Raw genomic sequence first — 23,574 nt, 5'->3', positions numbered from 1 at the left:
GCGCCGTCCTGAAACGGAACACGCATGAAACCGAGATTGAAAACCTCTCCGGCTGCCCGCGAACTCATCAAGCGGTTCGAGCCCTTCCGATCCGAAGCCGAACGCGGCGATGATGGACGATGGGTTGTCGGCTATGGCCACCGTGCCGCCGCCAAACCCGGTGTCCGTGTCACCGAGGATGAAGCCTCGCTTCTGCTGATCTATGATGTGATGCGGGCCGAGGAAGTTGTTGATGACAGCATCACCGGTCCCCTGTCGCGCGGGCAGCGCGACGCGCTCACCTCCTTTGTCCATGACGTCGGCGTCGACCGTTTCCGTGGATCCGATGTCGCGCGCTATCTCTTCGAAGGTCGCGCCCGCGCCGCTGGCGAGGCACTCGCCGCTTTTGGTGATGGAATATCGCCGCGGCGCGAGGCCGAGAGCACGCTCTTCCTTGACGCGTTGATGCCCGCCCAGCCGGGTCGGGCGCGCAAGTCCGAGCCGGTCGAGCTGGTCATCAAGATTGAACATCCGACGGAAGAACGCGTGCTGGAAGGCGCGATCGCCGGTGCTGACGCGCCGCCTCCGCCGGAAGCCTATTCCGATCTGCCGCCGCCACCGCCGCCGCTTGATGCCGGTCAGGTCCGGCGCCGTGAAGCGGAAGACGAAATCGCCCGCATCCTGGCCGCCGTCCAGGCCTTGCCGCCGGAAGTCCGTCAGGATCTTACCGATGAAGCCATGGCGCCGGTCGCCGAGGCTGTTTCGGACATGCGCGATGATCCGGTCGATGCCCGTTTCGAGGCTGTCGAAGAGCTGGAGGCCGAAACCGGGTCTGATGCGTCACCCGAGGCGATCACTGCCGATGATGTGGCGGTTGAAGCCGAGGCTCCTACCGAGGCCGACACAGACCCAGGCGAAGATCGTGATGGCGTGGCCGCGCTTGACACGCATGACGCCCCGGCGACCGATCCCGAGTCTGCGGCAGAGCGTGTGATCGCCCGCATGGCCGAGGAAATCGGTGATGATGTGGCAGATGATCCGTCTGCGGCGGAGGCAACTGACACTGTCGATGCGTCTGCCCAGGGCGACACCGCAGCCGAGGCCGAGGAACGGGCTGTGCCGGCTTCGATGCCCGCGCCCGTTGCTGCCTTTGACTTGCCGGACGGCATGGGGCTGGGCTTTGTGCTGACCAATCGCCAGCCGGTCGCCGTCACTGAACCCGAAGTGGATGTAGAGACGGTTGCCGAACAGGCTGACGCTGCATCCCAAGGGCCGGCTGAATTGCCGGAGCGTTATTCGCTCGACCTGCCCAGCGGCACCGGCCTTGGTTATGCCTTGACCAGCATCATGCAGGGGAGCTTCCGGGCCGACGCAGAGCCGGAAACGGCGCCTGTCGATGAGGTCGTTGACACGATCAACGCCGGGACTGCGGACGGGACTGCGCCTGAGCCTGAACCGATGTCTGAGCCTGAACTTGACGCGGAAATCGCCGCCGACGCCGAAACTGAAACACCAACCGTCGAACCTGAAGCCGAAGTCGTCGAGCGCCCGGTCAGCCTCGGTGGTGACGACACACCGCCGCCGCACCCCGCCGAAACGCCGGCCGAGGCCAATGGCGCGATTGGTGAGGTCGCCGGCGAGCCGGTCGCCGCTGATCAGACGATGCACGTCGCGCAGGATGATGATCTCGGGGATGACCCGATGACCAGCGGCCATGATCCGATGTCCGACACCGGCGATGATTTTTCGCCAAGTGATCTGGCCGCCGATGTCCACACCACGCAGGACCGTCCCGGGCCGCGTTCGGATGACGGGTTGTGGACATTTCTTGCCGTCCTGATCGCCGGTGGTTTGCTGGCGGGTTTCGGCAGCGTGCTGGCCGCGTCCGAATGGGATTATATAATCGCGCAGCGTGAAATGACGCTGAATTTCGGAATGGCCATCGCTGGATTTTTCCTCGTCATCGTTGCCGGGTGGCAACTCGCTTCGATTTGGCTGTCCAAGTTGAAACAAAAGGCCGGCAACTAGCCTTTTTCGCGCCATTCTGTTTCGTGGCCCGCACCGGTCTCTCTTGACCCGGTCGCGGGCCGTGCTACATCGCGCGGCATGATACCGAACCAATATCCCTCGCTCGATTTCAACCTCGGTGACACGGCCGAAATGATCCGTGACACCGTCCGTTCCTTTGCCAGCGACGAGATCGCGCCGCGTGCGGCCGAGATCGACAAGACCGACATCTTCCCGGCCGATCTGTGGCAGAAGATGGGGGATCTGGGCCTGTTGGGCATTACCGTCAGTGAAGAAGACGGCGGTACCGGGCTTGGCTATCTCGAGCATGTCATCGCGATGGAAGAGATTTCCCGCGCTTCGGCGTCGGTCGGCCTGTCCTACGGCGCCCATTCCAATCTCTGCGTCAACCAGATGCGGCGCTGGGGCAATGCGGAACAGAAAACGAAATACCTGCCCAAGCTGATCTCCGGCGCGCATGTCGGCTCGCTGGCCATGTCCGAACCTGGCGCCGGATCCGATGTCGTCTCGATGAAGCTCAAGGCCGAACGCAAGGGTGATCATTTCGTGCTCAATGGCTCGAAAATGTGGATTACCAATGCCCCGGCCGCCAATACGCTGATCGTCTACGCCAAGACCGATACCAGCGCCGGTTCGCGCGGCATCTCGGCCTTCATCATCGAGCGCGGCATGAAGGGCTTCTCGGTCGCGCAGAAGCTGGACAAGCTGGGCATGCGTGGCTCGGAGACCGGTGAGCTGGTCTTCGAAGATTGCGAAGTCCCGATCGAAAACATGATGGGCGAGGAGGGCAAGGGCGTCGAAATCCTGATGTCCGGCCTCGACTATGAGCGTGCCGTGCTGGCCTCCGGCCCGGTCGGCATCATGCAGGCCTGCATGGATGTGGTGATGCCCTATATCCGCGAGCGCAAGCAGTTCGGCAAATCGATCGGCGAATTCCAGCTCGTTCAGGGCAAGCTGGCCGACATGTATGTGCGCATGAATGCCACGCGGGCCTATGTCTATGCCGTCGCCCAGGCCTGCGATCGTGGTCAGACCACACGCAAGGACGCTGCCGGTGCCATCCTCTATGCCGCCGAGGGCGCGACCCAGATGGCGCTGGACGCGATCCAGCTCTTGGGCGGCAATGGCTATATCAATGAATTCCCGGCCGGCCGCTTGCTGCGCGATGCCAAACTCTACGAGATCGGGGCCGGCACGTCGGAGATCCGCCGCTGGCTGATCGGGCGCGAATTGTTCGACGAGACGAACTAGGCTCCCGACACGGGCGCCAGACATGTTAGGCTCCGGGCAATCGCTGCCTGGAGCCTTTTTCATGGCTGATTATTCCGATCTCAAAGCCGTTTTCGTCAATTGCACGCTCAAGCGCTCGCCCGAGACCTCCAATACCGAAGGTCTGATGGCAGTGTCGCGCGCGATCATGGAGAAACAAGGCGTCACGACCGACCTCATCCGCCTGGTCGACCACGACGTCCCGCCCGGCGTCTATCCCGACATGACCGAGCATGGCTGGTCATCCGATGACTGGCCGCAGCTGTGGCAGCGCATCGAGGCGGCGGACATCCTGGTCGTTGGCACGCCGATCTGGCTGGGTGAGGAAAGCTCGGTGGCGCGGGTGCTGATAGAACGCCTTTACGCCCAGTCTGGCGACATGAATGACAAGGGCCAGTACGGCGTCTACGGCAAGGTGGGCGGCTGTCTGGTGACCGGCAATGAAGACGGCATCAAACATGTCGCGATGAGCGTGCTCTATGCACTCCAGCATGTCGGCTACACCATTCCGCCGCAAGCCGATGCCGGCTGGATCGGCGAGGCAGGCCCGGGCCCATCCTATCTTGATGAGAATTCGGGCGGTCCGCAGAATGATTTCACCCAGCGCAATACCACATTCATGAGCTGGAATTTGATGCATATGGCGGCGATGCTGAAGCGGGCCGGCGGCTTGCCTGCCGACGGCAATTCGCGCAAGGCTTGGGACGCGGGTGCACGCTTTGACCACCCCAATCCGGAGTATCGTTGACGTCTTCGCTGCCACGACAAGGAATTGTGCATGATCTATCCCCCAACACTGCTCGCTCTGGCGTTTCTGGCGGTGAGCTGCACCGCCGAACCCGCGGGCGCCCAGCCGGGCGGCATGGATCGTCTGTCGGCCTATGACACGATCGATGCCTGCCTCTATCGCGAAGCCGGCCCGGTTGATCGCCAAGCCTGCATCGGCGAATACCGCACGGCCTGCGAAACGCTGTCCGCCGACGGTGAGACCATGGTCGGTATGATGATGTGCGCCGGCGAAGAGTATGAGGCTTGGGATCGCTGGCTGAATGAAGCCTATCGGGATTTGCGCGAAAGCCTGCCGGAAGATGCCGTCGTCAACCTGCGCGAGGCCCAGCGCAGCTGGATGGCGCATCGCGACCAGGACTGTCTCTTCCTGTCAGGCCTTTATGCGGGCGGGTCGATGGAAGGGCTCGAGCGAGCGGGCTGCCTGACCAGCAAGACGGCTGAACGTGCCATCGAGCTGATGCATTGGGATGCGGTTTATCCGCCCTTCTGAACCGCCGCCGTCAGGCCCAGCGTGACCCGCATCTCGTCATCAATGCCGGCCAGCATGCCTTGCGCCGCGTCATAGCCGGCATCGCGGACTTCCTCGAAACGTTCCCATTCGCGGATATCGACTGAGGTCTCCGGCAGGATCAGCAGGTCGGCGGCCTCGCGTCCGATGTCACGGTGGTCGGCAACTCCGATCGTGGCGGCGCGCATCAACAGGGAGGCAATCGGTGGTGGTGATTTCAGCCCGTTCTTGCGCACCCATTCGAGAAAGCCGGGCGGGTTTTCGAAGTCGGCCGGGTTGAGGCCCTGCGCCCGGGTCACATCAACGCCCACGACGGCGCCGCGGTGGAAGGCGCGCATCTCGCGGGCCGGGAAATTGGTGAAGACGGCACCATCGACCAGGATCTGGCCATTGACCACGACCGGCGGCAACAGGCCCGGAATGGCGATCGAGGCGCGCAGCGCATGTCTCAGCGAGCCGGAACGGTGCACTTGCGGGCGGCCACTGGCGAGGTTTGACGACAGGCAGAAATAGGGCCGCACCATTTCCGCGATCTCGACATCGCCGAAATGCTCCTTCAGGCGGGTATCGACCTTTTCGCCCTTGGCCAGCGAGACCACCGGCAGGGTCCAGTCGTCCAGCGGGTTGGAATCGACGAAGGCCTTGCGGATGCGCTGCTCCAGCTCATCATCGGACCAGTCCAGCGCCACGCCGGCCGCGATGATGGCGCCCATCGAGGCGCCGCCGACAAAATCAAACGGCAGGCCCGCTTCGCGCAGGGCGCGGATCGCGCCCATATGGGCATAGGCGCGGGCGCCGCCGCCGGAAACGACCAGGCCGACCGATCGACCGGACAGGGTGCGGGCGAGGCGGGCCGTATCGGCGACATGCTGGTTCTGGCGCCAGTGGAAGACACGCGATGCATCGGCGGCATTAGCCCAATCCTGCGGTCGCGAGGCGGCGCTTACACCGCCCGGGTGGAGTAGCACGACATCCAGCAGTTTCAGCCGCATGGCGGGCGAGGGATCGTCCGGCAGCAAGGGCGTTGACGGTCGCGCATCGGCGCGGGCGAACAACCACATCCGGTCGGCCCGGCCCATCGCGCGGCGGGCCCAGGCGGGATCCGAGAAACGGGCGGTGAGCAGGACGATGTCATACTCGCTTTCCAGCCTGTCGAGCTTTTGGCCGCTCCAATCAGCGCAGGCCTCGTCGGCGATCCCGCAGCTGACGCCCATGCCGGTGAGCGTCGCCGCCAACTCCTTGGCCCGGTAGTCGAGATCAATGGTCGGTGAAGTGCCGATCAGGGCGAAGACTTTCGGCTCGGACCCGGAGGCGCGCCGCGGCCCCCGCAGGCGCGTCAGCATCATGCGCGATAATTCCCGCATCAGACTGGCATGCTTGTTGGTCAGGCGTTCGAAGCTCGTCTTGGGCAGGCGCACCAGCTCGCTGTCGCGCAGGGCGTAGACGCTGGCCGAGTGCGGCGTTTCGTCGAGCATCGACATTTCGCCGACCGGCTCGCCGGCGCGGATATAGCCGATCAGGTCGGGTCGCCCGAGCGCCCCGTTGCGGAAGGCCGCCAGGGCCCCGGAGCGGACCAGATAGATGGCGTCCGCCTCATCGCCCTCCCGAAAAAGGAGTTGGCCGGCCGGCAGGCAAAACCATTCCACCTCGTGCTCGACAGCATCCAGAACCGATTTTTCGACCCGGTTCAGGAAGGGCAGGAAGGAAAGATTGAGAGGCATGGGACCTGTCAGCGGCTTGAATCAGTGGCCACTCTAGAACCCGGTCGCTGGGTTATGAAGGGGGATGCTCGGTGGCGCCGGTCCACCAGGGATAATAATCAGAAACGACGACGCAGGACCAGATGACCGACCGGACGGACCGTGCGGGATTGGCTCTCACCGATCGCATCGGCGTCGATACGGTCGAGGTCGTCCAGCAGCGGCATGCGTTCGCCGGTTTCCGGATCGAACAGGATCATCTGGTCTTCGCTCGTATCCTGGAAATAGGCACCGCCTTCCATCGTGATGCTCCAGGCATCCATGGTGCGCACCGTGATGCCGGCACCGAAATAGCGGGTCAGCGCGTCGAGATTGGATCGCGTCAGTTCTTCCGACAGTTCGGCGTGCGGAAAGGCGGACCAGGCCGGGGCATCGCCCTGGCGCATCCAGGCCGGGATAGCGCGGTCGCGGCGCTGGGCGATCGTGCCGGCCGATAGATAGAACTCATCGCCGAACGGGTGGATGTCGACTTGTCCGGAGACGGCGGCGATATCGGCGTGGTCGGACGCGGCGTGGTCGGCCAGGATGGCCACATTCGAGGCGGAGGACGTATTAACGCGCCAGCGCACGGTCGATGCCGTGTTGGCCTCACCGATTCCCGTCATCCAGGCGGCCGAATCGGCCGACTGCCGGGCTTGGGCCTGGCCCGTTGCTGCCACGAAAAGCGTGGCGATAACAAATGCTTGCACGCGCATATGCACCTCCCACAAGAAACCGGAGCCAGTGTACCGCAATCCGCCTTCAATCCCCATCAGCCTGCAAGGGAGGACTGAATCATGTCTTAACCGGTCGCGTGACTCATTAAGAATCCATCAAACCGGTTCGACCTTGAAACCATACGCGGTGCGGCCCGGAGTGCCAAGCGTGGCGAAAGCCGGCTTGGCCTAATCCATTCCCTCCAGGTTCGTTGGCACAAGATAATCAAGGGGTTCTATCCAATCGATATTCGGCGCCCCCTGGATGTAGGCGTCGAGCAGGGCCTTGTGCCCGGCTCCGTAAATAACGAGGACGCGCTCACCCGGTTCCGCAATTTCCGCGATATTTGAGAAAATGTGCAGATTTCGGCCCCACCAATTCGTCATTTCCCGTGCCCCGGCCGGATCTTCGATCCCGCCCATCTGGGCGAGCAGCAGATAGAGATTGTGCATGTCGCGGGTGGGTTGCGAATTCTCCGAGACAAGCCGTTGCAGGATCGACCGGTCCAGCGAGTCCCGTTCGGCGAGTATCGTGCGGACCTCTCCGATATAGCTTTCCCACGTCGCCAGGAGGTCGGTCTGACCAGCGGTCTGGGCGGCCGACAGCATGGCGTCGAAATCCATCCCGCCGGGATGGTCGACCGCGTACAGGCGGTCATGGCCGAGACGGGCGGCCAGACGCATGCCGATTTGCTGCCTTTCATTGACGCCCAATTCCCGTTCGCCGCCGACGAATTCCAGATAGCGGGCGTTGAAGCCGGCTTCGTGTTCGGGCGTCAGCTCGACCGCGATACGTGTCGGCGCGAAGGTTTCGAGCCGGTCGAGCACGATTGCGATCTCGGCCTGTCGCTGTGGCGTCAGGAAGTCGTCCACTTCGGGGTTGATCATATCGCTGCCGCCGCCGGTGAAATGAAATGTTCCCAGCACCATGACTTGTCCCGGGGGCGGGCTGTCATCAGCGATGGCGGCCGGCGCGGTGGCGCAGGCGATGGCTATGGCTATGGCTATGGCTATGGTGAAGGTGGCAAGTATGGCGCGCATGATATTCTCCCCTCGACAGGATTTGTCGGCATCATGATGCGCCGGGAAACCGGTTCGGATGCATGATTGTTTGCCATCGACGCTGTGCGCGGGTTAATCAGCCAGCACGATTGCAGCTTTCGGGGCCTTCATGACCAAGCTCGTTTCCGCGCTCGACACCAGCTCTGCCGCGTACCAGGAAAATGCCGACGCGATGGCGGGATTGGTTGCAGACCTGCAAGTGCGCACCGCTGCCGCCGCTGTCGGCGGTTCCGAGCGTTCGCGCGAAAAACACCTGTCGCGCGGCAAGCTCTTGCCCCGCGAGCGCGTTGAGCGCCTGCTGGATCCCGGCTCGCCCTTCCTTGAGATCGGCGCCCTGGCGGCCAACGGCATGTATGAGGGCAATGTCCACGGCGCCGGCATGATTGCCGGCATTGGCCGTGTCTCCGGGCGCGAGGTGATGGTGGTCTGCAATGACCCGACCATCAAGGGCGGTGCCTACTACCCGATGACGGTAAAAAAGCATTTGCGGGCGCAGGAAATCGCCATGCAGAATCGGCTGCCCTGCGTCTATCTGGTCGATAGCGGCGGCGCCAACCTGCCGCACCAGGCCGACGTCTTCCCCGATCGCGACCATTTCGGGCGCATCTTCTACAACCAGGCCAACATGTCGGCCGAGGGTATTCCGCAGATTGCCGTGGTGATGGGGTCGTGCACGGCCGGCGGTGCCTATGTGCCGGCCATGTCGGACGAGACGGTCATCGTGCGCAAGCAGGGCACCATCTTTCTCGCCGGACCGCCCCTGGTGAAGGCCGCGACCGGCGAGGTCATTTCAGCCGAGGATCTCGGCGGCGCCGATGTCCATGCCCGGACCTCGGGCGTGGCCGATCATTACGCCGCCAATGACGAACACGCCCTGCACACGGCGCGCCGCATTGTTGGCACGCTGAACAGTGTCAAACAGGTTGATCTCGATCTGACCGAGCCGCGCGAACCCGCCTATGACACCGCCGAGCTGGATGGGGTCGTGCCGGCCGATATCCGGGCGCCTTACGATGTCCGCGAAGTGATTGCCCGACTGGTCGATGGTTCGGAGTTTGACGAGTTCAAGAAACTCTATGGCGAGACCCTGGTCACCGGTTTTGCCAGGCTCTACGGCATGCCGGTCGGCATCATCGCCAATAACGGCATATTGTTCTCGGAAAGTGCCCAGAAGGGCGCCCATTTCATCCAGCTGTGCGCCCAGCGCGGTATTCCGCTGGTCTTCCTGCAGAACATCACCGGTTTCATGGTCGGCTCGAAATACGAGGCGGGCGGCATTGCCAAGGATGGCGCCAAGCTGGTCACCGCCGTCTCGACCTATCGCGGACCGAAATTCACCGTGATCATCGGCGGCTCCTATGGCGCCGGCAATTACGGCATGTGTGGCCGGGCCTATTCCCCGCGCTTCCTCTTCATGTGGCCCAATGCCCGCATCTCCGTCATGGGCGGCGAGCAGGCCGCGGCCGTGCTGGCCACCGTCAAGCGTGACGGCATGGAAGCGCGCGGCGAGGACTGGTCGCTGGACGAGGAGGCGGCCTTTAAGGCGCCGGTGCGTGAGGCCTATGAGGCCGAAGGCAACCCCTATTTCTCGACCGCCCGGATGTGGGATGACGGCATCATCGCTCCGTCGGATACGCGGCGGGTTTTGGGTCTGTCGCTGTCAGCCGCGCTGAATGCTCCGATCGAGAAGACGAAATTTGGTCTGTTCCGAATGTAGCGCCTACCGGCAAAGCGCGTAATTTCAAAGCGTTGCGGCGAACAACTCCTCGGCTTTCCGGCGTGACAACGGGTTAATTCCTGTTAAGGCTGGTTGCGTTGAACCGGTCAGAACATGGCGGAGGGGGAGTGCATGCCGGAGTTTGCCGAACAGATTCTCAGCTTCGCCCGTGAGGGCTTTGCCGAGGTCAATGCCGTGCTCGGATTGCTGCTGGCCGTGGTGTCGGCGCTCATCCTGTCGAAATGGTCGCGACTTGTTGTCGTGGCCGGCGGCGCCGTTATTGCCCATATCATCCTGGAACGGCTTGCGCCCGTGATTGCAGAGGTTGGCGGCTTTCACCTTCCGCCACTTCTGGAAACGCATTTCTGGCGCTATGTCGGCGTCTTGTTTGTCGGCTATCTCGTGGTGATCGGAATCCTGTTCGCGATCAAACGGGTTGTCACAAAAAGTTAAGAAAACTCGCCTGTCAGGAGAACCCGCTTTCCAAGACGAAAATTTCACTAGATCGTTAACACTGTGCACTTGTCTTGGGGTAAGGTGAGCGCAGCGTTTGTTTGCGGAAGGGGACCGCGTAATGGAATTTCTCGACCAGATCTTGGGCTATATCCAGCCCATAATTGACTTCTTCATGCCAGGCCTTGCGGCCTATGCCGGCGACGGCACAGTGGTGAACTGGATGCCGCTGGGCATTCAGCTGGGCGTGATTGCGCTCGTGCTGGCTCTCCTGATGCGGGAATTCGGCGCCATCCTGATCTTTACCGTGGTCGGCGTGATCATTCATGTCATCGTCGATGTGGTGATGCCGATGGTGCGTGGTGGCGGAGCCGGCGATTTCGACATTGCCGCCTTCGGTGGACAATTCACCCAGACGCCGTATCTGCTTTATCTCGGCGCCTTGGCGATCGGCTATTTCGTGGCCATCATCATCCTGTCGATGATCAAGGGCCTGATCTTCCGCGGCGATTGATCGCGGCGATACCGGCGGCGTAGGGGCGCTGCCGGGCTGGGGGCAAAAGCGGGCTGGCGGGAAACCGTCGGCCCGTTTTTCCGTCCGGGCCATGGCGAAAATGATCTGGCGGCTTGTTGCGCGGCGCCCGGAGGCTTAAGGCTAGGGGACTGATTTCATACAGCCCGCTAGCGGAGACCGCCATGTCCGACGCCCCCGTCCTGCTCGATGTCAGCCCGGCCGGTGTGGCCGTGGTCACGCTCAACCGACCCGACAAGCACAATGCCTTCAATGCCGAGGTGATCGCCCAGCTCTCCGACACGTTCGAGACGTTGCGTGCCAATGGCGATGCGGTCCGCATTGTCTTCCTGCGCGGCAATGGCGGCAGTTTCTCTGCCGGCGCCGATCTCGACTGGATGAAGGCGGCAGCGCATTACACCGAGGCCGACAATGAAGAGGATGCGATGGCGCTCGCCACCATGCTCAAGCGCCTCTACGACCTGCCGCAGATGACCGTCGCCCTGGTCCAGGGCGCGGCGATGGGCGGCGGTGCCGGACTGCTGGCGGCCTGTGATGTCGGCATTGTCATGAAAGACGCGAAGATCCGCTTTTCCGAAGTGCGCCTCGGGCTGACCCCGGCCACCATCTCGCCCTTCGTCATCCGCGCCATCGGTCCGCGCTGGGCCCGCGCCCTGTTCGCCTCGGGCGAAGGCTTTGACGGCAATTTCGCGCACCAGATCGGGCTTGCCCAATATGTCGTTGAGAATGCTGACGAGATGGCGGAGATGGAGGAGTATCTCGCCAAGCTGGCTTTCTCCGCCGCGCCGGGCGCCGTCGCGGATGCCAAGAAGCTGGTCGATGATGTGACCGACCACGAGATCAATCACGGACTCGCGGTGCACACCGCCAAGGCGATTGCCAAGCGCCGCGCCTCGGAGGAGGGGCAGGAAGGGCTGGCCGCCTTCCTCGAGCGCCGCAAGCCGCGCTGGGCGGAGTAGGCAACCTGTCCAGTCCTCGTGCCTTCCTGCACGCCCGCCGCGCCGCGCTTCGGGCCTGGTTCGTGCGCGGGCCATGGACGCTGGGTGTTTTCGAATTTGTCAGTTTCGGCATCAAGCAGGCCTGGGCGTGCCTGTTCGGCGGGCTGATGCTGGCCCTGCTGCTGGCGACCTTCCTCTGGTACCCGGCCGATGCCGGGCTGGCGCGCTATGACTTCATCACCCTGGCGGCGCTCGGCATCCAGGTCGCGCTTCTGGTCTCCCGGCTGGAAACCCTGGAGGAGGCGAAGGTCATCGCCATCTTCCATGTCGTCGGCACGGTGATGGAAATCTTCAAGACTTATGCCGGCAGCTGGGTCTATCCGGAGGAGAGTTTCCTGCGGATTGCCGGCGTGCCGCTCTTCTCCGGCTTCATGTATGCGGCAGTCGGATCCTACATAGCGCGGGTCTGGCGGGTTTTTGAATTCCGATTCGACCGATTCCCAAATTTATGGCTGCAATTTGCTTTGGCAGCGGCAGTTTACATCAACTTCTTCGCGCATCACTACGGGCCGGATATCCGTCTTTTCCTCTTCATCGCGACGGTCGCGATCTATGGCCGCTGCGTGGTTTGGTTCCGGCCGGATGAGGCGCATCGGCCGATGCCGCTGGTGATCGGCTTCCTGCTGGTTGCGCTTTTTATCTGGTTTGCCGAGAACCTGGGAACCTTTGCCCGCGCCTGGTCCTATCCGGGGCAGGAGGTCAGCTGGCACATGGTGTCGCTGGCCAAGCTCGGCTCATGGTATCTTCTGATGATCATCAGTTTCGTGCTGGTCGCCGCTGTGCAATACCGGCGCGAAGATCCTTCACGGGACGAGACCAAATCACGGGGATGACAGGCTCATGATCAAGACGCTTCTGATCGCCAATCGCGGCGAGATTGCTCGCCGCGTGATGCGGACGGCCAAACGGATGGGTATCCGCACCGTCGCCGTCTATTCCGAAGCCGATGCCGACGCGCCGCATGTGCGCGAGGCGGATGAGTCGATCCTGCTCGGTCCGGCCCCGGCCTCGGAAAGCTATCTTCTGGGTGACAAGATCATCGAGGCCGCCATCGTCACCGGCGCCGACGCGATCCATCCCGGCTATGGCTTCCTGTCGGAAAATGCGGCCTTCGCCGAGACCTGCGCCAAAAACAACATTATCTTTGTCGGCCCGTCACCGGAAGCGATCCGCGCCATGGGGCTCAAGGATCAGGCCAAGGCGCTGATGGAAAAGGCCGGCGTGCCGGTCACGCCGGGCTATCATGGCGAGAATCAGGACCCCGCCCATCTCGAGGCCGAGGCCGGGCGGATCGGTTATCCGGTCCTGATCAAGGCCGTCGCCGGTGGTGGCGGCAAGGGCATGCGCAAGGTCGATGCTGCCGAGGACTTCCTCGCGGCGCTGGACAGCTGCAAGCGCGAGAGCTCGAAAAGCTTCGGCGATGACCGCGTCCTGATCGAGAAATTCATCACCAATCCGCGCCATATCGAGGTTCAGGTCTTCGGCGACAGCCGGGGGCGGGTGATCCATCTTTATGAGCGCGACTGTTCGCTGCAGCGCCGTCACCAGAAGGTGATCGAGGAAGCGCCGGCGCCGGGCATGACCCCGAATGTGCGCCAGGCCATGTGCTCCGCCGCCATCAATGCCGCCAAGGCGGTCGATTATGTGGGTGCCGGCACGGTCGAATTCATCGTCGACGGGTCGGGCGAGCTACGCGAGGACGGTTTCTTTTTCATGGAGATGAATACCCGTCTCCAGGTCGAACACCCGGTCACTGAAATGGTCACCGGCCTCGATCTCGTCGAGCTGCAGCTGAAGGTCGCGGCCGGCGGCTCGGTGCCCGAGCAGGACACGATCCGCCTGTCCGGCCACGCCATGGAAGCGCGCCTCTATGCCGAGGACCCGGTGGCCGGCTTCCTGCCCTCGACGGGGCCGTTGCAGCGTCTCGAATTTCCGCAGGCAGGGCCGGGCCGCCGTGTCGATACCGGCGTGGAAGAGGGCGGTGAGGTGTCCCTCCATTATGATCCGATGATCGCCAAGCTGATCGCTCACGCTGAGACCCGCCGCGAGTCCGCCCACATCCTGGCCGACATGATTGATGAGCTGGTCGTCTATCCGGTCCGCACCAATGCCGCCTTCCTGCGTCGGGCGGCCGTGCATGAAGACTTTCTTGCTGCTCGTCTATCCACCGGCTTTATCGAGGCCAATCTCGAGACGCTGGTTCCGACCGTCGTACGTCCGGTCGATGGTGCCTTGGCACTGTTGGGGGCGCTCGACTTGCGTCCGATCCTTGGCGGTGCCCTTGACCCGTTCGAGAGCGCCGATGGCTGGCGCCTCAATGCGCAGCCGCGGATCGAGCATCGCTTCGACGTCGCCGACGAGATCATCACGGTCGTCCTCACCCGGGCCGGACGCGGACTGACGGTCCGTATTGGTGATGAGATCACCGATATCCGTGATCTCGGCATCGAAGACACGGCGCGGGGCTACGCCTTTGCCGCCCGCGCCGATGGGGTCGACCTGCACGCTGTATGTGAACCGGTCGAGGGCGGTGTTCTGGTGGCTTGCCAAGGCCGGGCCACGGTCTACGCCTACGAGAACCCGGAAGCCGCCGCCGACGCGCTGGAGGCGGGCGATGTGATCAAGGCGCCGATGCCGGGCAAGGTGTTGGCGGTCAATGTGAAGGCCGGTGACAGCGTGAAGAAGGGCCAGGCGCTCGTCGTTCTGGAAGCGATGAAGATGGAGCACGCCCTGGCCGCGCCGCGCGACGGCGTGATCGGCGAGCTGGCGGTCGAGACAGGCGGTCAGGTTGCTGAGGGCGATGTCCTTGTCGCGCTCGAGGCGCTGGACGAGGTGGTCGCCGCCTGACGCGTCGGCTCGCCTCGCTCATGCCTTGGACCTGTGCGTGAGCGCAAGTAACCATTGATAGCTTGCCGAGATTTCCCGGTTACGGCCTTCTGCCCGCAAGCCATGAATGGGGAGGACCGACCGAAGGCCGATCTTCGACGGGACAGGACGGTTCGCAGCCGCACTTATCCCCCCACACGCGAAACCGGCACATCTCTTGCTCTTTTCCCGGTGACATCACGGGAGATGGATCAATGCGTGACACCTATATGGATCAGTTCGGGTCGACTTGGTCGGATGACGCCAAGCGCAAGTTTCGTCATGAGCCGATGACGGTACGTCACAACTACCACGAACATCATGCCTTCTCCGACGTCGCCCTGGCGGCCCTGATTGAACGCCATCCGCGTGACATGATCGATTTTTGCACCATGGGCGACGATGCGACCGACCATGACAGCTGGCGAGCGGGTGACCCGGGTGCCCTGAGCGGGCTGGAGCTGATCGAGGCTGTCCGCAAGGGCAGGCTTTGGATCAATCTGCGCCATGCCATGGACACAGACCCGGAGTATCGCCCGATCTATGACGCGATGCTGGCCGACATGAAGAAGGCCGATCCGTCTTTCCGGCCACTGGTCGCAGAAGCCGGCATCCTGATTTCGTCACCGTCCGCCCAGGTGTTCGCCCATTCGGATGTGTCCGAAACCATGTTGTGGCACATGCGCGGTGTGAAGCGTTTTCGTACCTATCCGGCCAGGTTGCCCTATTTGAACCACGATGATGTCGAGGGCGTTCTGCACAAGGACAAGACCGAGGATATCCATTTCGATCCGGCCTGGGACAAGGACGCCTTCACGGTTGATCTGCATCCGGGCATGGCAACAAATTGGCCCTTGCACGGGCCGCACCGGATTGAAAACCAGTCGGGCGTGAATGTCTCCGTGCCATTCGAGATTTCGACCCCGCAATCGCGGCTCCAGAACTCGATCCTCTATGCCAATGGCGTGCTGCGACGCCAGTTCGGTTATGTGCCGAAAGAGACCCGGACCGATGGTCTTGGCGCATTGATGAAGCGGGTTTTGAGCTTTGCCGTGAAGTTGAAGTTCAAACTTCTGGGCGAGCCGGTGCGGGTGATGCCGAAGTCCGAGCGGACCTTCGATATCGATCCCGACGCGCCGGACGGGTTCGTCAATCGCCAGGCGGCCTGAGCAGGGCGCATTCATCGGCATGACAATGTTGTAAGGCGAGGGGATTACAGTCCCCTCGCGCGTCCGTTTGTGGCACAGGGTTGGGGCGGGGGTGATTGTTGCAACCAACCTGTCTGGAACAAAAACCATGAAATCTGTTTCTGTTTTGCTTGCCGCTGTCAGCGTGCTTTTCAGCGCGCCTGCACTGGGCCAATCGGGCATGGCCCCGGTACATCCCGTCCTTGACGCCACGCTGTCCCGAAGCGCCGTCCCGACCGACAAGTCCGAGTGGCGCTTCACCATCACCATGACCAATGAGGACGGGGTCATGGTCGGCCGATTCGACGGTACCCGACCCGAAACCGAACGCTGGCAGCTCGTTTCTCCGGCGCTCGATGATTTGTCCGAGATGCAGTCGGGCATGTGGACCGGACTGCAGGAACCTGATGAGGATGAGGATGACTCCGGGCTGTTCTTCTCGGCCGACGGGAGTGACATCGTGCCGGGATCCCTGACCTTGGCCGACGAGGCCGGCGACAGGCTGGTCTTCAATTTTGATCCCCAACTCGATGAGGACGACCAGGCGATGGCCGACCATGTCCAGGGGGCGCTCACCGTATCGCGAGACCAGCTCGCCGTGACGCAATTGCGGGTCTGGGCGCCCGAGAGTTTCAAGCCGCATTTTGCGGTGCGTCTCAACCGGTTCGAGATGGTGCAGCAATTCGACCAGCTCGACGGCCTGCCAGCGCCGGTGCTGACGCGCATGTCGCAGGAAATCAGTGGCCGCGCCGCCTTCCAGACATTCGAGCAGAGCTTCGAGCTCACCTTCACCGATATCGAGTATCTGGGGACGGTGACCGTCGACTAGAGCTGAAGCGTGGGCGCCGCGCTGCGGTTTTGACCGCGGCGCGGAGTCGCCCTACTTGCTCCCCATGACTATTCACATCGTCAAACTCTGCGTCGGCGTCGCTTCGGTTGAGGAGCTGGAAGCCCATCGCGACCGCGAAATGGCGGCGCGTCGGGCCGCTGGCGAGCCGGAAGTCGCCATGCATGTCACCCGCATGTTCCCAGCCCGCAAGGACGAGGTCGAGGCCGGCGGCTCGCTGTATTGGGTCATGTCGGGGGCGATCCAGTGCCGCTCCGAGATTATTGCGCTCGAGGCGGTGACCGGTAGCGACGGTATCAAGCGCTGCGCCATCATGATGTCGCCGGAGATCATCCGGACCGCTGCGGCGCCGCGCCGCCCTTTCCAGGGTTGGCGTTATCTCAAACCCGAGGATGCCCCGCGCGATGTCGGCGGTGGCGGCGAGGGCGGTGACGGTCTGCCGGGGGAATTGCGGGCGAAATTGCTGGAGCTGGGTGCCTGGTAGGACCTGCGTCAGCAGGCCGATGCCGGTGGATACCCGGAATGGGCGCCGGACCTTGTCAACGCAGCGCTCCGGCGTGTTGCAGTCGCAGCATCAGGAGCAGAATCAAGGCTTCGATCGAAATGACCACAAGGCCGATCGGGCTGTCCCAGGCCGGATTGTCTCCCATCCGGACCCAGAGAACCAGATGGCTGGCAACAGCCCCGCCGATAGCGAGCACGGCTGCCTTGTTGCGCAGGATCAGCAGGGCTTGGGCCGCAAAGCCCAACGCACATAACATATAAAAGAGTACGAGTTCGAAGAGGCCTGTATGGTTGAGGGCGACGCGGATATTGATACCGAAGAAAATTCCGCCGCCTATGCCTGACTGGGTGAGGGTCACACCGAGCAACCAGGCGGCGGCGTAGAGACTGAAAAGCGTTGCCAGCACGTGCGCGGCGATCTCGACCCGTCGGGGATGCCTGTGTCTGGCCGATGTTGCGCGTGTCATTGACGGTCCTGGCCGGCTTATTCAGTCGATTCCGGCAAACGAATTTCAAACAGGGTGGGCCATAACTTGCCGGTGACATAAATCTGGCCTGTCTGTGCATTCCACGCAATCCCGTTGGCGACGGCGTCGCGGCGCCCGGCAACCTCGGCCGGGATCAGGGCGGCAAGGTCGATCATGGCATCGACGATCCCGGTCTCCGGATCGATACGCACGATGGAGCGCGTTTCCCAGATGTTTGCCCAGATGCGGCCGTCAATCCATTCCAGCTCGTTGAGCCGGCGCACCGGGCGCCCGTTCAGTGTGACTTGGATCGAGTGCGCGAGCGTCATCGTTTCGGGGTCGAGGAAGCGCAGCTCCGGTGTGCCGTCCGACAGGATGAGATGAGTGCCGTCATGGGTCAGCCCCCAGCCCTCACCGGGATAAGTGAAGCTGTCGACCTGTTCGAACGTGTCGGCATCAAAGATGAAGCCGCGTTCCGACACCCAGCTGAGCATGTAGATGTGGTCGCCGATCCGGGCCGACCCCTCGCCGAAGATCGGCGGGGCAATGGCGACGCTCTGTTCAACAATCCCGGTTTCCAGTGCCACCCGGCGCAGGCTCGACTGGCCGACCCGGCCGGTGCTCTCGAACAGCTCGCCTTGATGGATGAACAGGCCCTGGGTGAAGGCATTGGCATCGTGCGGATAGCGGGCCACCACTTCCGGCCGGATGATCTCGGGCGCTTGCGCGCAGGCAACCAGTGGCAGAGTTGCCCAAAGGGCAAGAGCGGTGAGAGTGCGGGCAATCATCAAGCGGGTCTCCCCCTGTGGGTGCGTTGGCCAGCTTAGCGGGAAATCCGGCGTCAAGAAGGCGGTTTTGCTGCCATGTTGTCGATCAGCCGGGTTGAACCCAGCCTGACTGCCGCCAGCACGCGGGTCCGGCGATCGATCACGCCGTCACCCAATTCGGCCAGGCTGGTAGCGCAACGCGCTTCGACGTAGTCAACCGCGTCGAAGACCTCATTGGCCTTGGCAAGCGCTGTCGCCTGCGACGCCGACACCGTGCTGCCGGCGCTGAGCGCCGCCGCGAAATCCTTCAGGATCAGGTTGAGCTGGCCGGCACGGGCGCGTTGATCGGCATCGAGATAGACATTGCGTGAGGACAGGGCGAGGCCATCTTTGTCGCGACCGGTTTCGCCGGCCAGGATCTCGACCGGGAAGTCCAGATCCTTCACCAATTGCCGGATTACCAATAATTGCTGGTAATCCTTCTCGCCGAAGAAGGCCATGTCCGGCCGGACCTGGTTGAATAATTTGGCGACCACGGTCGCGACGCCGTCGAAAAAGTGCGGCCGCACGGCCGCTTCCAGCCCGATGGCCGGCCCCTTCAAGACGAGATTGGCACTATAGCCATCGGGATACATGATCTCCGGTGTCGGCAGATAGATGAGGTCGCATTTCGCGTCCGTGAGTTTTTCCGCGTCGGGAATCAGCGTGCGCGGATAAGCGTCGAGATCTTCGCCGGCGGCGAATTGTTTTGGATTGACGAAAATACTCGTCACCACGCGATCACATTGTGCCTTGGCCAGCCGGACCAGGGACAGATGCCCATCGTGCAGCGCGCCCATGGTCGGCACGAAGCCAACACTCAGGCGGTCGTCACGCCAAGTTCGCACCCGCGTGCGCAGCGCGGAAATCGTGGTGGCGTGGGGAATTTGCTGGGTAATCATGAAAGGGTCCACAAAACGGGTCGCTTGGGGATAATCTCATGCGATGATACAGGCAAGCGATCCGATCCCGTCAGAGACAATGACATGAAACAACTGACTGTTTTTCTTGCCGCCCTGGCGCTTTGCGGTTGTGTGACCACCAGCTCGGAACATCCGGCGGCTGCCGGCGAACCGGAAGCGATGGTGGCGCCGACCCGCAATGCCCAGCTGGCCGACGCCATGTCGCGGGAATTGGCGCATCTGGCCCGCTTCGATCCGGATGCGGTTGAGCGTGTGGCGCCGGAGTTGCGCGCCTTGGCGACAGCGATCGTCGGCCTCAATGATCCTGGCGACGCACCGGATCTGCCGGTCACGCCAGTCCCGGCGCAGCATCACCTACCGCCGCCACCGGCCGACATGCTCGACGCGCCGAGCTTGCAGCATGCCATTCATCTGGCCTCCTACCGCCGCGTCGAGACCGCGCAGAGTGGCTGGCACGCATTGATGGTTGCGCACGGCGATGTCCTGACCGGGCTTGAGCCGCGCCTCAGCCAGGCCGAGATTGCCGGCCAGGGACAGTATCTGCGTTTGAAAGCGGGGCCGTTCGACAGCGCCGCCGCCGCGCAGGCGGTGTGTCTGCAGATCACGAACAGCGGCGATTACTGTGCCGTGGTTGACTTCTCCGGTCTGCGCATGGCGGATATGGCGTCGGCTGCGGGCGAATAGAATCGCCGTGCCCGCGCGTGAGTTTCATGTGCCGGGACCGTGGTCCAGAATTGGGGCAAGATGACAAGTCAGACCGGTTTTCGTTTGCCAACACGGCCGCTTGGCCGGGTCCGCGACGGTGTCCGCGCGGCGCACATCATTGTGGTTGGCAATGAGAAGGGTGGGGCCGGCAAGTCGACCGTGGCCATGCACCTCGCCGTCGCGCTGCTGCGGATGGGCAAGAGTGTCGGTGCCATTGATCTCGACCTGCGCCAGCGCAGTTTCGGCCGCTATCTTGCCAATCGTGAACGCTGGTGCGAGCGCCATCGCCTGTCCCTGCCGCGACCGGAAGAGGCGGTTCTTGCGCCGAGCGCCCAGCGCGATCTCGATCTTGTCGAGGACGAGGAGACCGAGCGCTTTTCCGAGGCCCTGAGCCGGCTGAAGACCAATTGCGACTTCATCATCATCGACGCGCCCGGCGCCGACACACTTTATTCGCGTTTGGCCCATTCCTGTGCCGACACGGTGATCACGCCGGTCAATGACAGTTTCGTCGATTTTGACCTGCTTGCCGAGATCGACCCGGAGACCTTCCAGGTCGGCACGCCGAGCGTTTACTCGGAAATGCTGTGGGAGTGCCGCAAGCGCAAGGCCCAGCTGGAGAAGCGCTCGATCGACTGGGTCGTCATGCGCAATCGCATTTCCATGCTCGATGCCCGCAATAAGCGGCGCGTCGGCGACGGGCTCAAAATGCTGTCGCAGAGGATCGGCTTCCGTCTGGCGCCGGGTTTTGCCGAGCGGGTGATCTACCGCGAGCTTTTCCCGCTTGGGCTGACCTTGCTCGACCTCACCGAAAGCGGCTCCACGGTGACTTTCACCATGAGCCATGTGGCGGCCCGCCAGGAGCTGCGTGACCTGTTGATCGTGCTCAAATTGCCCGGTCTGCAGGGCGAAACCATTCCGTTCTGACATGACGCCCTTTGCCCTTGGAACCCTCGCTCTGATCACCCTTTTGGGGGCGGCGTGGTGGTTTTCGCGACAGAAGACCGCCAAGGCGGCACGCATGGTCCGGATCATTCTCGGCGGCGGAGCCTTGCTGGCCGGGGTGATCATCAGTCTGCGCGGCGGAGTTATTCTGGGCGGGCCGATCGGTCTGTTCGGCCTTGGTCTGCTGGGGGATGTGCTGCGGCCGCGACCGTCCGGGGCGGACGCTGGCAAGGGGCATGGCTCCGGCAGCGCCACGCCGCCAAGCCGGGGCGGTATGAGTGTGCAAGAAGCGCGTGAAATACTCGGTGTCGATGCCGGCGCGGATGCCGCAACCATCCGCGCCGCCCATCGCCGTTTGATGAAAAAGCTCCATCCCGATACCGGCGAAGGCTCGGCGGCCCTGGCCCGTCAGGTCCAGGAAGCCCGTGATCTTTTGCTCGCGCAATTGGATTGACAGGCAGGGTTTTTACCCAAGGTTGTATTTGCATCAATCCTGACCTATCGTCCGGGTATCGAGGGAGGGGGGAATGCGGCGAAAAATCCGACCCGGCCATGACCTGTTCGGCCATCCCTTGCCCGGCACCCTGCCGCTCAGCGAGGAATCGGACCGCTTGTCCCGGGCGCTGCGCGGGCTGAGCGAGGATGCCTTCCATCATGGCTATGGCCAAAGTGCCTGTCTGATTGAACTCGCGGCCAATTACATCGAAATGGAATCGGCACGCCTCGATCAGCTGCGGCGGCGACGCTGAACCAGCCCGCCTGGCAGGCTGGCAATCTCGCCGCGCATCTCCATTTCCATCAGCAAGGCCTGGACCTGTCCCGCCGGCAGGGACGCAGCGCGGGCCAGCTCGTCGCTTGAGACAGGCGCGGGCGACAACAGGGCGCGCAGCCGGTCGAGTGGATTGGCCCGGGCCGGTACCGCTTCCATCGACATCTCGACCTCCTCCGTCGCTTCGTCAAAAAAATCGTCAGGATCGGGGGGGCTGCAATCCTCAACATGCCGGGTTGGCGTGGAAGGTGGCCGGGCCTCAGCCAGGACGGCGAGCACGTCATCGACGGTTTCAATCAGGTGGGCGCCATCGCGCAGAAGCTGGTTCGAGCCGCGGGCACGCGGGTCGAGCGGGGAGCCCGGCACCGACATCACCTCGCGGCCCTGTTCGCCGGCATAACGCGCTGTAATCAGCGACCCCGAACGCAGCGCCGCCTCGACCACCAGCGAGCCGAGCGACAGGCCGGAAATGATCCGGTTGCGGCGCGGGAAGTCGCGCGCTGTCGGGGTCCGGCCCAGCGGCATTTCGGAAATCAGCAGGCCGCGTTCGGCGATGTGTTCATGCAGGGCAGCGTGTTCCGGCGGATAGACATGATCTATCCCGCCAGCCAGGACGGCGATCGTACCGCTGTTGAGGGCGCCGGCATGGGCGGCGCCGTCAATCCCGCGGGCCAGACCGGAGACGATCACCACATCCTCGCGTCCCAGCCCGTTGGCCAGCTCGCGGGCGAAACGCAATCCCACCGCCGAGGCATTGCGGGCGCCGACAATGGCACAGGCCGGGCGCTGGAAAAGCCTTGTGTCACCGCGGACGATGATGGCGGGCGGCGGATCGGGGATGGCCGTCAGCAGGGCCGGATAATCCGGTTCGAAACCGCAGATGAGCCGGGCGCCGGCCCGGTTGACCTGTTCAAGCTCGGCCTCGACCCGGTCGACCGGCGGAATGTCGAGATTGCGTCGCCCGGCCGCGCGGGCGCGGGCCGGCAGGTCATCGATTGCAGCTTCGGCACTGCCATAGCGGGCGATCGCACGGGCAAAACTGGTTGCGCCCAGCCCCCTTGTCCGCGCGAGGCGCAGCCACATCACCCTGTCGGTGTGGCTGGCCTCGGCATCGGTCATGTCGCGGGCGTGTCCGGGTCTTCGCTGTCGGCCGAAGTGCCAGTTCCGGCCGTGTCCTTCTTGCCGCCGATGCGCGGTTCCTCGCCCTTGAGCAGGCGCTGGATATTGGCGCGATGCAGCCAGTAGATCAGCACGGTCAACACCGCGGCCATGATGGCGACATCCGGACGTCCCCAGGCATAGGCGGCAAAGGGCGCCACCAGGGCGGCGGCCAGGGCCGCAAGCGAGGAGATGCGGAAGATCGCGGCCATGATCAGCCAGGTCGCGATCACGGTCAGGCCGACCGGCCAGAACACGGCCAGCATGGTTCCAACAAAGGTGGCCACACCCTTGCCGCCCTTGAATCCCAGCCAGACCGGGAAGCAATGGCCGGCGAAGGCGAATCCGCCCGCCACAAGACCCGCCGTGGTGCCCAGAAAATAGCCCAACACCGCCGCCGCGATCCCGGCCTTGCCGGCGTCGAGAATGAGGGTGAGGGCCGCGAGGTCCTTGCGGCCCGTGCGCAGCACATTGGTGGCGCCGATATTGCCCGAGCCGATGGCACGGATATCGCCCAGCCCGGCCATGCGTGTCAGCACCAGTCCGAAGGGAATGGAGCCGAAGAGATAGCCACCGGCGGCGGCAAGCACGATCAAGAGGCTGGTCAT

The 23,574-nt window shown here is 63.3% G+C and carries 25 protein-coding genes; 17 read left to right on the top strand and 8 right to left on the bottom strand.

The window, feature by feature from the left end:
• Positions 1-24 precede the first annotated feature (24 nt).
• The 4 genes from C7435_RS05435 (at position 25) to C7435_RS05420 (ending at position 4,555) form a co-directional block, all read left to right on the top strand.
• Positions 25-2,007, top strand: coding sequence for a lysozyme (locus C7435_RS05435; protein ID WP_121210331.1), 1,983 nt, complete (start codon positions 25-27; stop codon positions 2,005-2,007).
• Positions 2,008-2,085: 78 nt separating this feature from the next.
• Positions 2,086-3,258, top strand: a complete 1,173-nt coding sequence (locus C7435_RS05430) for an isovaleryl-CoA dehydrogenase (protein WP_121210330.1) — start codon at positions 2,086-2,088, stop codon at positions 3,256-3,258.
• Positions 3,259-3,319: 61 nt separating this feature from the next.
• Positions 3,320-4,024, top strand: coding sequence for a flavodoxin family protein (locus C7435_RS05425; RefSeq protein WP_075190827.1), 705 nt, complete (start codon positions 3,320-3,322; stop codon positions 4,022-4,024).
• Between the two features lie 30 nt (positions 4,025-4,054).
• Positions 4,055-4,555, top strand: a complete 501-nt coding sequence (locus C7435_RS05420) for a lysozyme inhibitor LprI family protein (RefSeq protein WP_121210329.1) — start codon at positions 4,055-4,057, stop codon at positions 4,553-4,555.
• Here the strand turns inward: C7435_RS05420 and C7435_RS05415 are convergent.
• The 3 genes from C7435_RS05415 to C7435_RS05405 all read right to left on the bottom strand — a co-directional run bounded on the left by C7435_RS05415 (position 4,540) and on the right by C7435_RS05405 (position 8,069).
• The gene (locus tag C7435_RS05415; protein WP_121210328.1) at positions 4,540-6,294 is read right to left on the bottom strand and encodes a patatin-like phospholipase family protein; all 1,755 of its coding nucleotides are present in this window, start codon (positions 6,292-6,294) and stop codon (positions 4,540-4,542) included. The two genes, C7435_RS05420 and C7435_RS05415, sit on opposite strands and share 16 nt — an antisense overlap.
• A gap of 98 nt (positions 6,295-6,392) precedes the next feature.
• Positions 6,393-7,028: a hypothetical protein gene (locus C7435_RS05410; protein ID WP_147422634.1), complete on the bottom strand. Its 636-nt coding sequence runs from the start codon at positions 7,026-7,028 to the stop codon at positions 6,393-6,395.
• A 189-nt stretch (positions 7,029-7,217) separates the two neighbouring features.
• Positions 7,218-8,069, bottom strand: coding sequence for a DUF5694 domain-containing protein (locus C7435_RS05405; RefSeq protein ID WP_147422633.1), 852 nt, complete (start codon positions 8,067-8,069; stop codon positions 7,218-7,220).
• A gap of 130 nt (positions 8,070-8,199) precedes the next feature.
• On the opposite strand from C7435_RS05405, the gene C7435_RS05400 reads away from it, so the two are divergent.
• From C7435_RS05400 to C7435_RS05360, 9 genes are all read left to right on the top strand, one after another.
• Positions 8,200-9,807, top strand: coding sequence for a carboxyl transferase domain-containing protein (locus C7435_RS05400; RefSeq protein WP_121210325.1), 1,608 nt, complete (start codon positions 8,200-8,202; stop codon positions 9,805-9,807).
• A gap of 132 nt (positions 9,808-9,939) precedes the next feature.
• Positions 9,940-10,260, top strand: a complete 321-nt coding sequence (locus C7435_RS05395) for a hypothetical protein (RefSeq protein ID WP_121210324.1) — start codon at positions 9,940-9,942, stop codon at positions 10,258-10,260.
• Between the two features lie 121 nt (positions 10,261-10,381).
• Positions 10,382-10,774: a hypothetical protein gene (locus tag C7435_RS05390; protein WP_121210323.1), complete on the top strand. Its 393-nt coding sequence runs from the start codon at positions 10,382-10,384 to the stop codon at positions 10,772-10,774.
• A gap of 182 nt (positions 10,775-10,956) precedes the next feature.
• Complete coding sequence (locus tag C7435_RS05385) at positions 10,957-11,751, top strand: enoyl-CoA hydratase-related protein (RefSeq protein ID WP_121210322.1); 795 nt, start codon at positions 10,957-10,959, stop codon at positions 11,749-11,751.
• Positions 11,752-11,813: 62 nt separating this feature from the next.
• A complete protein-coding gene (locus C7435_RS05380; RefSeq protein ID WP_121210321.1) occupies positions 11,814-12,623 on the top strand; it encodes a DUF817 domain-containing protein in 810 nt (269 codons plus the stop codon).
• 7 nt (positions 12,624-12,630) lie between these two features.
• Entirely contained in the window at positions 12,631-14,637 is a 2,007-nt protein-coding gene (locus C7435_RS05375) for an acetyl/propionyl/methylcrotonyl-CoA carboxylase subunit alpha (protein ID WP_121210320.1), read from the top strand.
• Positions 14,638-14,870: 233 nt separating this feature from the next.
• The gene (locus C7435_RS05370; RefSeq protein ID WP_121210319.1) at positions 14,871-15,824 is read left to right on the top strand and encodes a hypothetical protein; all 954 of its coding nucleotides are present in this window, start codon (positions 14,871-14,873) and stop codon (positions 15,822-15,824) included.
• 127 nt (positions 15,825-15,951) lie between these two features.
• A complete protein-coding gene (locus C7435_RS05365) occupies positions 15,952-16,671 on the top strand; it encodes a hypothetical protein (RefSeq protein ID WP_121210318.1) in 720 nt (239 codons plus the stop codon).
• A gap of 64 nt (positions 16,672-16,735) precedes the next feature.
• Positions 16,736-17,173 carry a DUF1489 family protein gene (locus tag C7435_RS05360; protein WP_121210317.1) on the top strand — a complete coding sequence of 146 codons (438 nt, stop codon included), beginning with the start codon at positions 16,736-16,738 and terminating at the stop codon, positions 17,171-17,173.
• A 55-nt stretch (positions 17,174-17,228) separates the two neighbouring features.
• Here the strand turns inward: C7435_RS05360 and C7435_RS05355 are convergent, their stop codons facing one another.
• The 3 genes from C7435_RS05355 to panC are packed head-to-tail and all read right to left on the bottom strand — an operon-like array spanning position 17,229 to position 19,368.
• Positions 17,229-17,660: a hypothetical protein gene (locus C7435_RS05355; protein WP_147422632.1), complete on the bottom strand. Its 432-nt coding sequence runs from the start codon at positions 17,658-17,660 to the stop codon at positions 17,229-17,231.
• 17 nt (positions 17,661-17,677) lie between these two features.
• On the bottom strand, positions 17,678-18,448 hold the full coding sequence (locus C7435_RS05350; protein ID WP_121210315.1) for a glutaminyl-peptide cyclotransferase: 771 nt from the start codon (positions 18,446-18,448) through the stop codon (positions 17,678-17,680).
• Positions 18,449-18,501: 53 nt separating this feature from the next.
• Positions 18,502-19,368, bottom strand: a complete 867-nt coding sequence (panC, locus tag C7435_RS05345) for a pantoate--beta-alanine ligase (protein WP_121210314.1) — start codon at positions 19,366-19,368, stop codon at positions 18,502-18,504.
• Positions 19,369-19,452: 84 nt separating this feature from the next.
• Here panC and C7435_RS05340 point away from each other — a divergent pair, with 84 nt between their 5' ends.
• The 4 genes from C7435_RS05340 to C7435_RS05325 all read left to right on the top strand — a co-directional run bounded on the left by C7435_RS05340 (position 19,453) and on the right by C7435_RS05325 (position 21,788).
• The gene (locus C7435_RS05340; protein WP_121210313.1) at positions 19,453-20,073 is read left to right on the top strand and encodes an SPOR domain-containing protein; all 621 of its coding nucleotides are present in this window, start codon (positions 19,453-19,455) and stop codon (positions 20,071-20,073) included.
• Positions 20,074-20,133: 60 nt separating this feature from the next.
• A complete protein-coding gene (locus C7435_RS05335; protein ID WP_121210410.1) occupies positions 20,134-21,021 on the top strand; it encodes a division plane positioning ATPase MipZ in 888 nt (295 codons plus the stop codon).
• Positions 21,022-21,115: 94 nt separating this feature from the next.
• Positions 21,116-21,493: a J domain-containing protein gene (locus tag C7435_RS05330; RefSeq protein WP_121210409.1), complete on the top strand. Its 378-nt coding sequence runs from the start codon at positions 21,116-21,118 to the stop codon at positions 21,491-21,493.
• A 73-nt stretch (positions 21,494-21,566) separates the two neighbouring features.
• On the top strand, positions 21,567-21,788 hold the full coding sequence (locus C7435_RS05325; protein WP_075190808.1) for a hypothetical protein: 222 nt from the start codon (positions 21,567-21,569) through the stop codon (positions 21,786-21,788).
• On the opposite strand, the gene dprA is transcribed toward C7435_RS05325, so the two are convergent.
• Both dprA and plsY read right to left on the bottom strand, forming a co-directional pair.
• On the bottom strand, positions 21,767-22,927 hold the full coding sequence (gene dprA / locus C7435_RS05320) for a DNA-processing protein DprA (protein WP_121210312.1): 1,161 nt from the start codon (positions 22,925-22,927) through the stop codon (positions 21,767-21,769). The genes C7435_RS05325 and dprA overlap by 22 nt on opposite strands.
• Positions 22,924-23,574, bottom strand: coding sequence for a glycerol-3-phosphate 1-O-acyltransferase PlsY (gene plsY, locus C7435_RS05315; protein WP_121210408.1), 651 nt, complete (start codon positions 23,572-23,574; stop codon positions 22,924-22,926). Before plsY ends, dprA begins: the two co-directional genes overlap by 4 nt.

Source organism: Maricaulis maris (genome assembly GCF_003634045.1).
GTDB lineage: Bacteria > Pseudomonadota > Alphaproteobacteria > Caulobacterales > Maricaulaceae > Maricaulis > Maricaulis maris.
The sequence above is the reverse complement of the archived record's forward strand: the minus strand, read 5'-3'. Positions and strand labels throughout refer to the sequence as shown.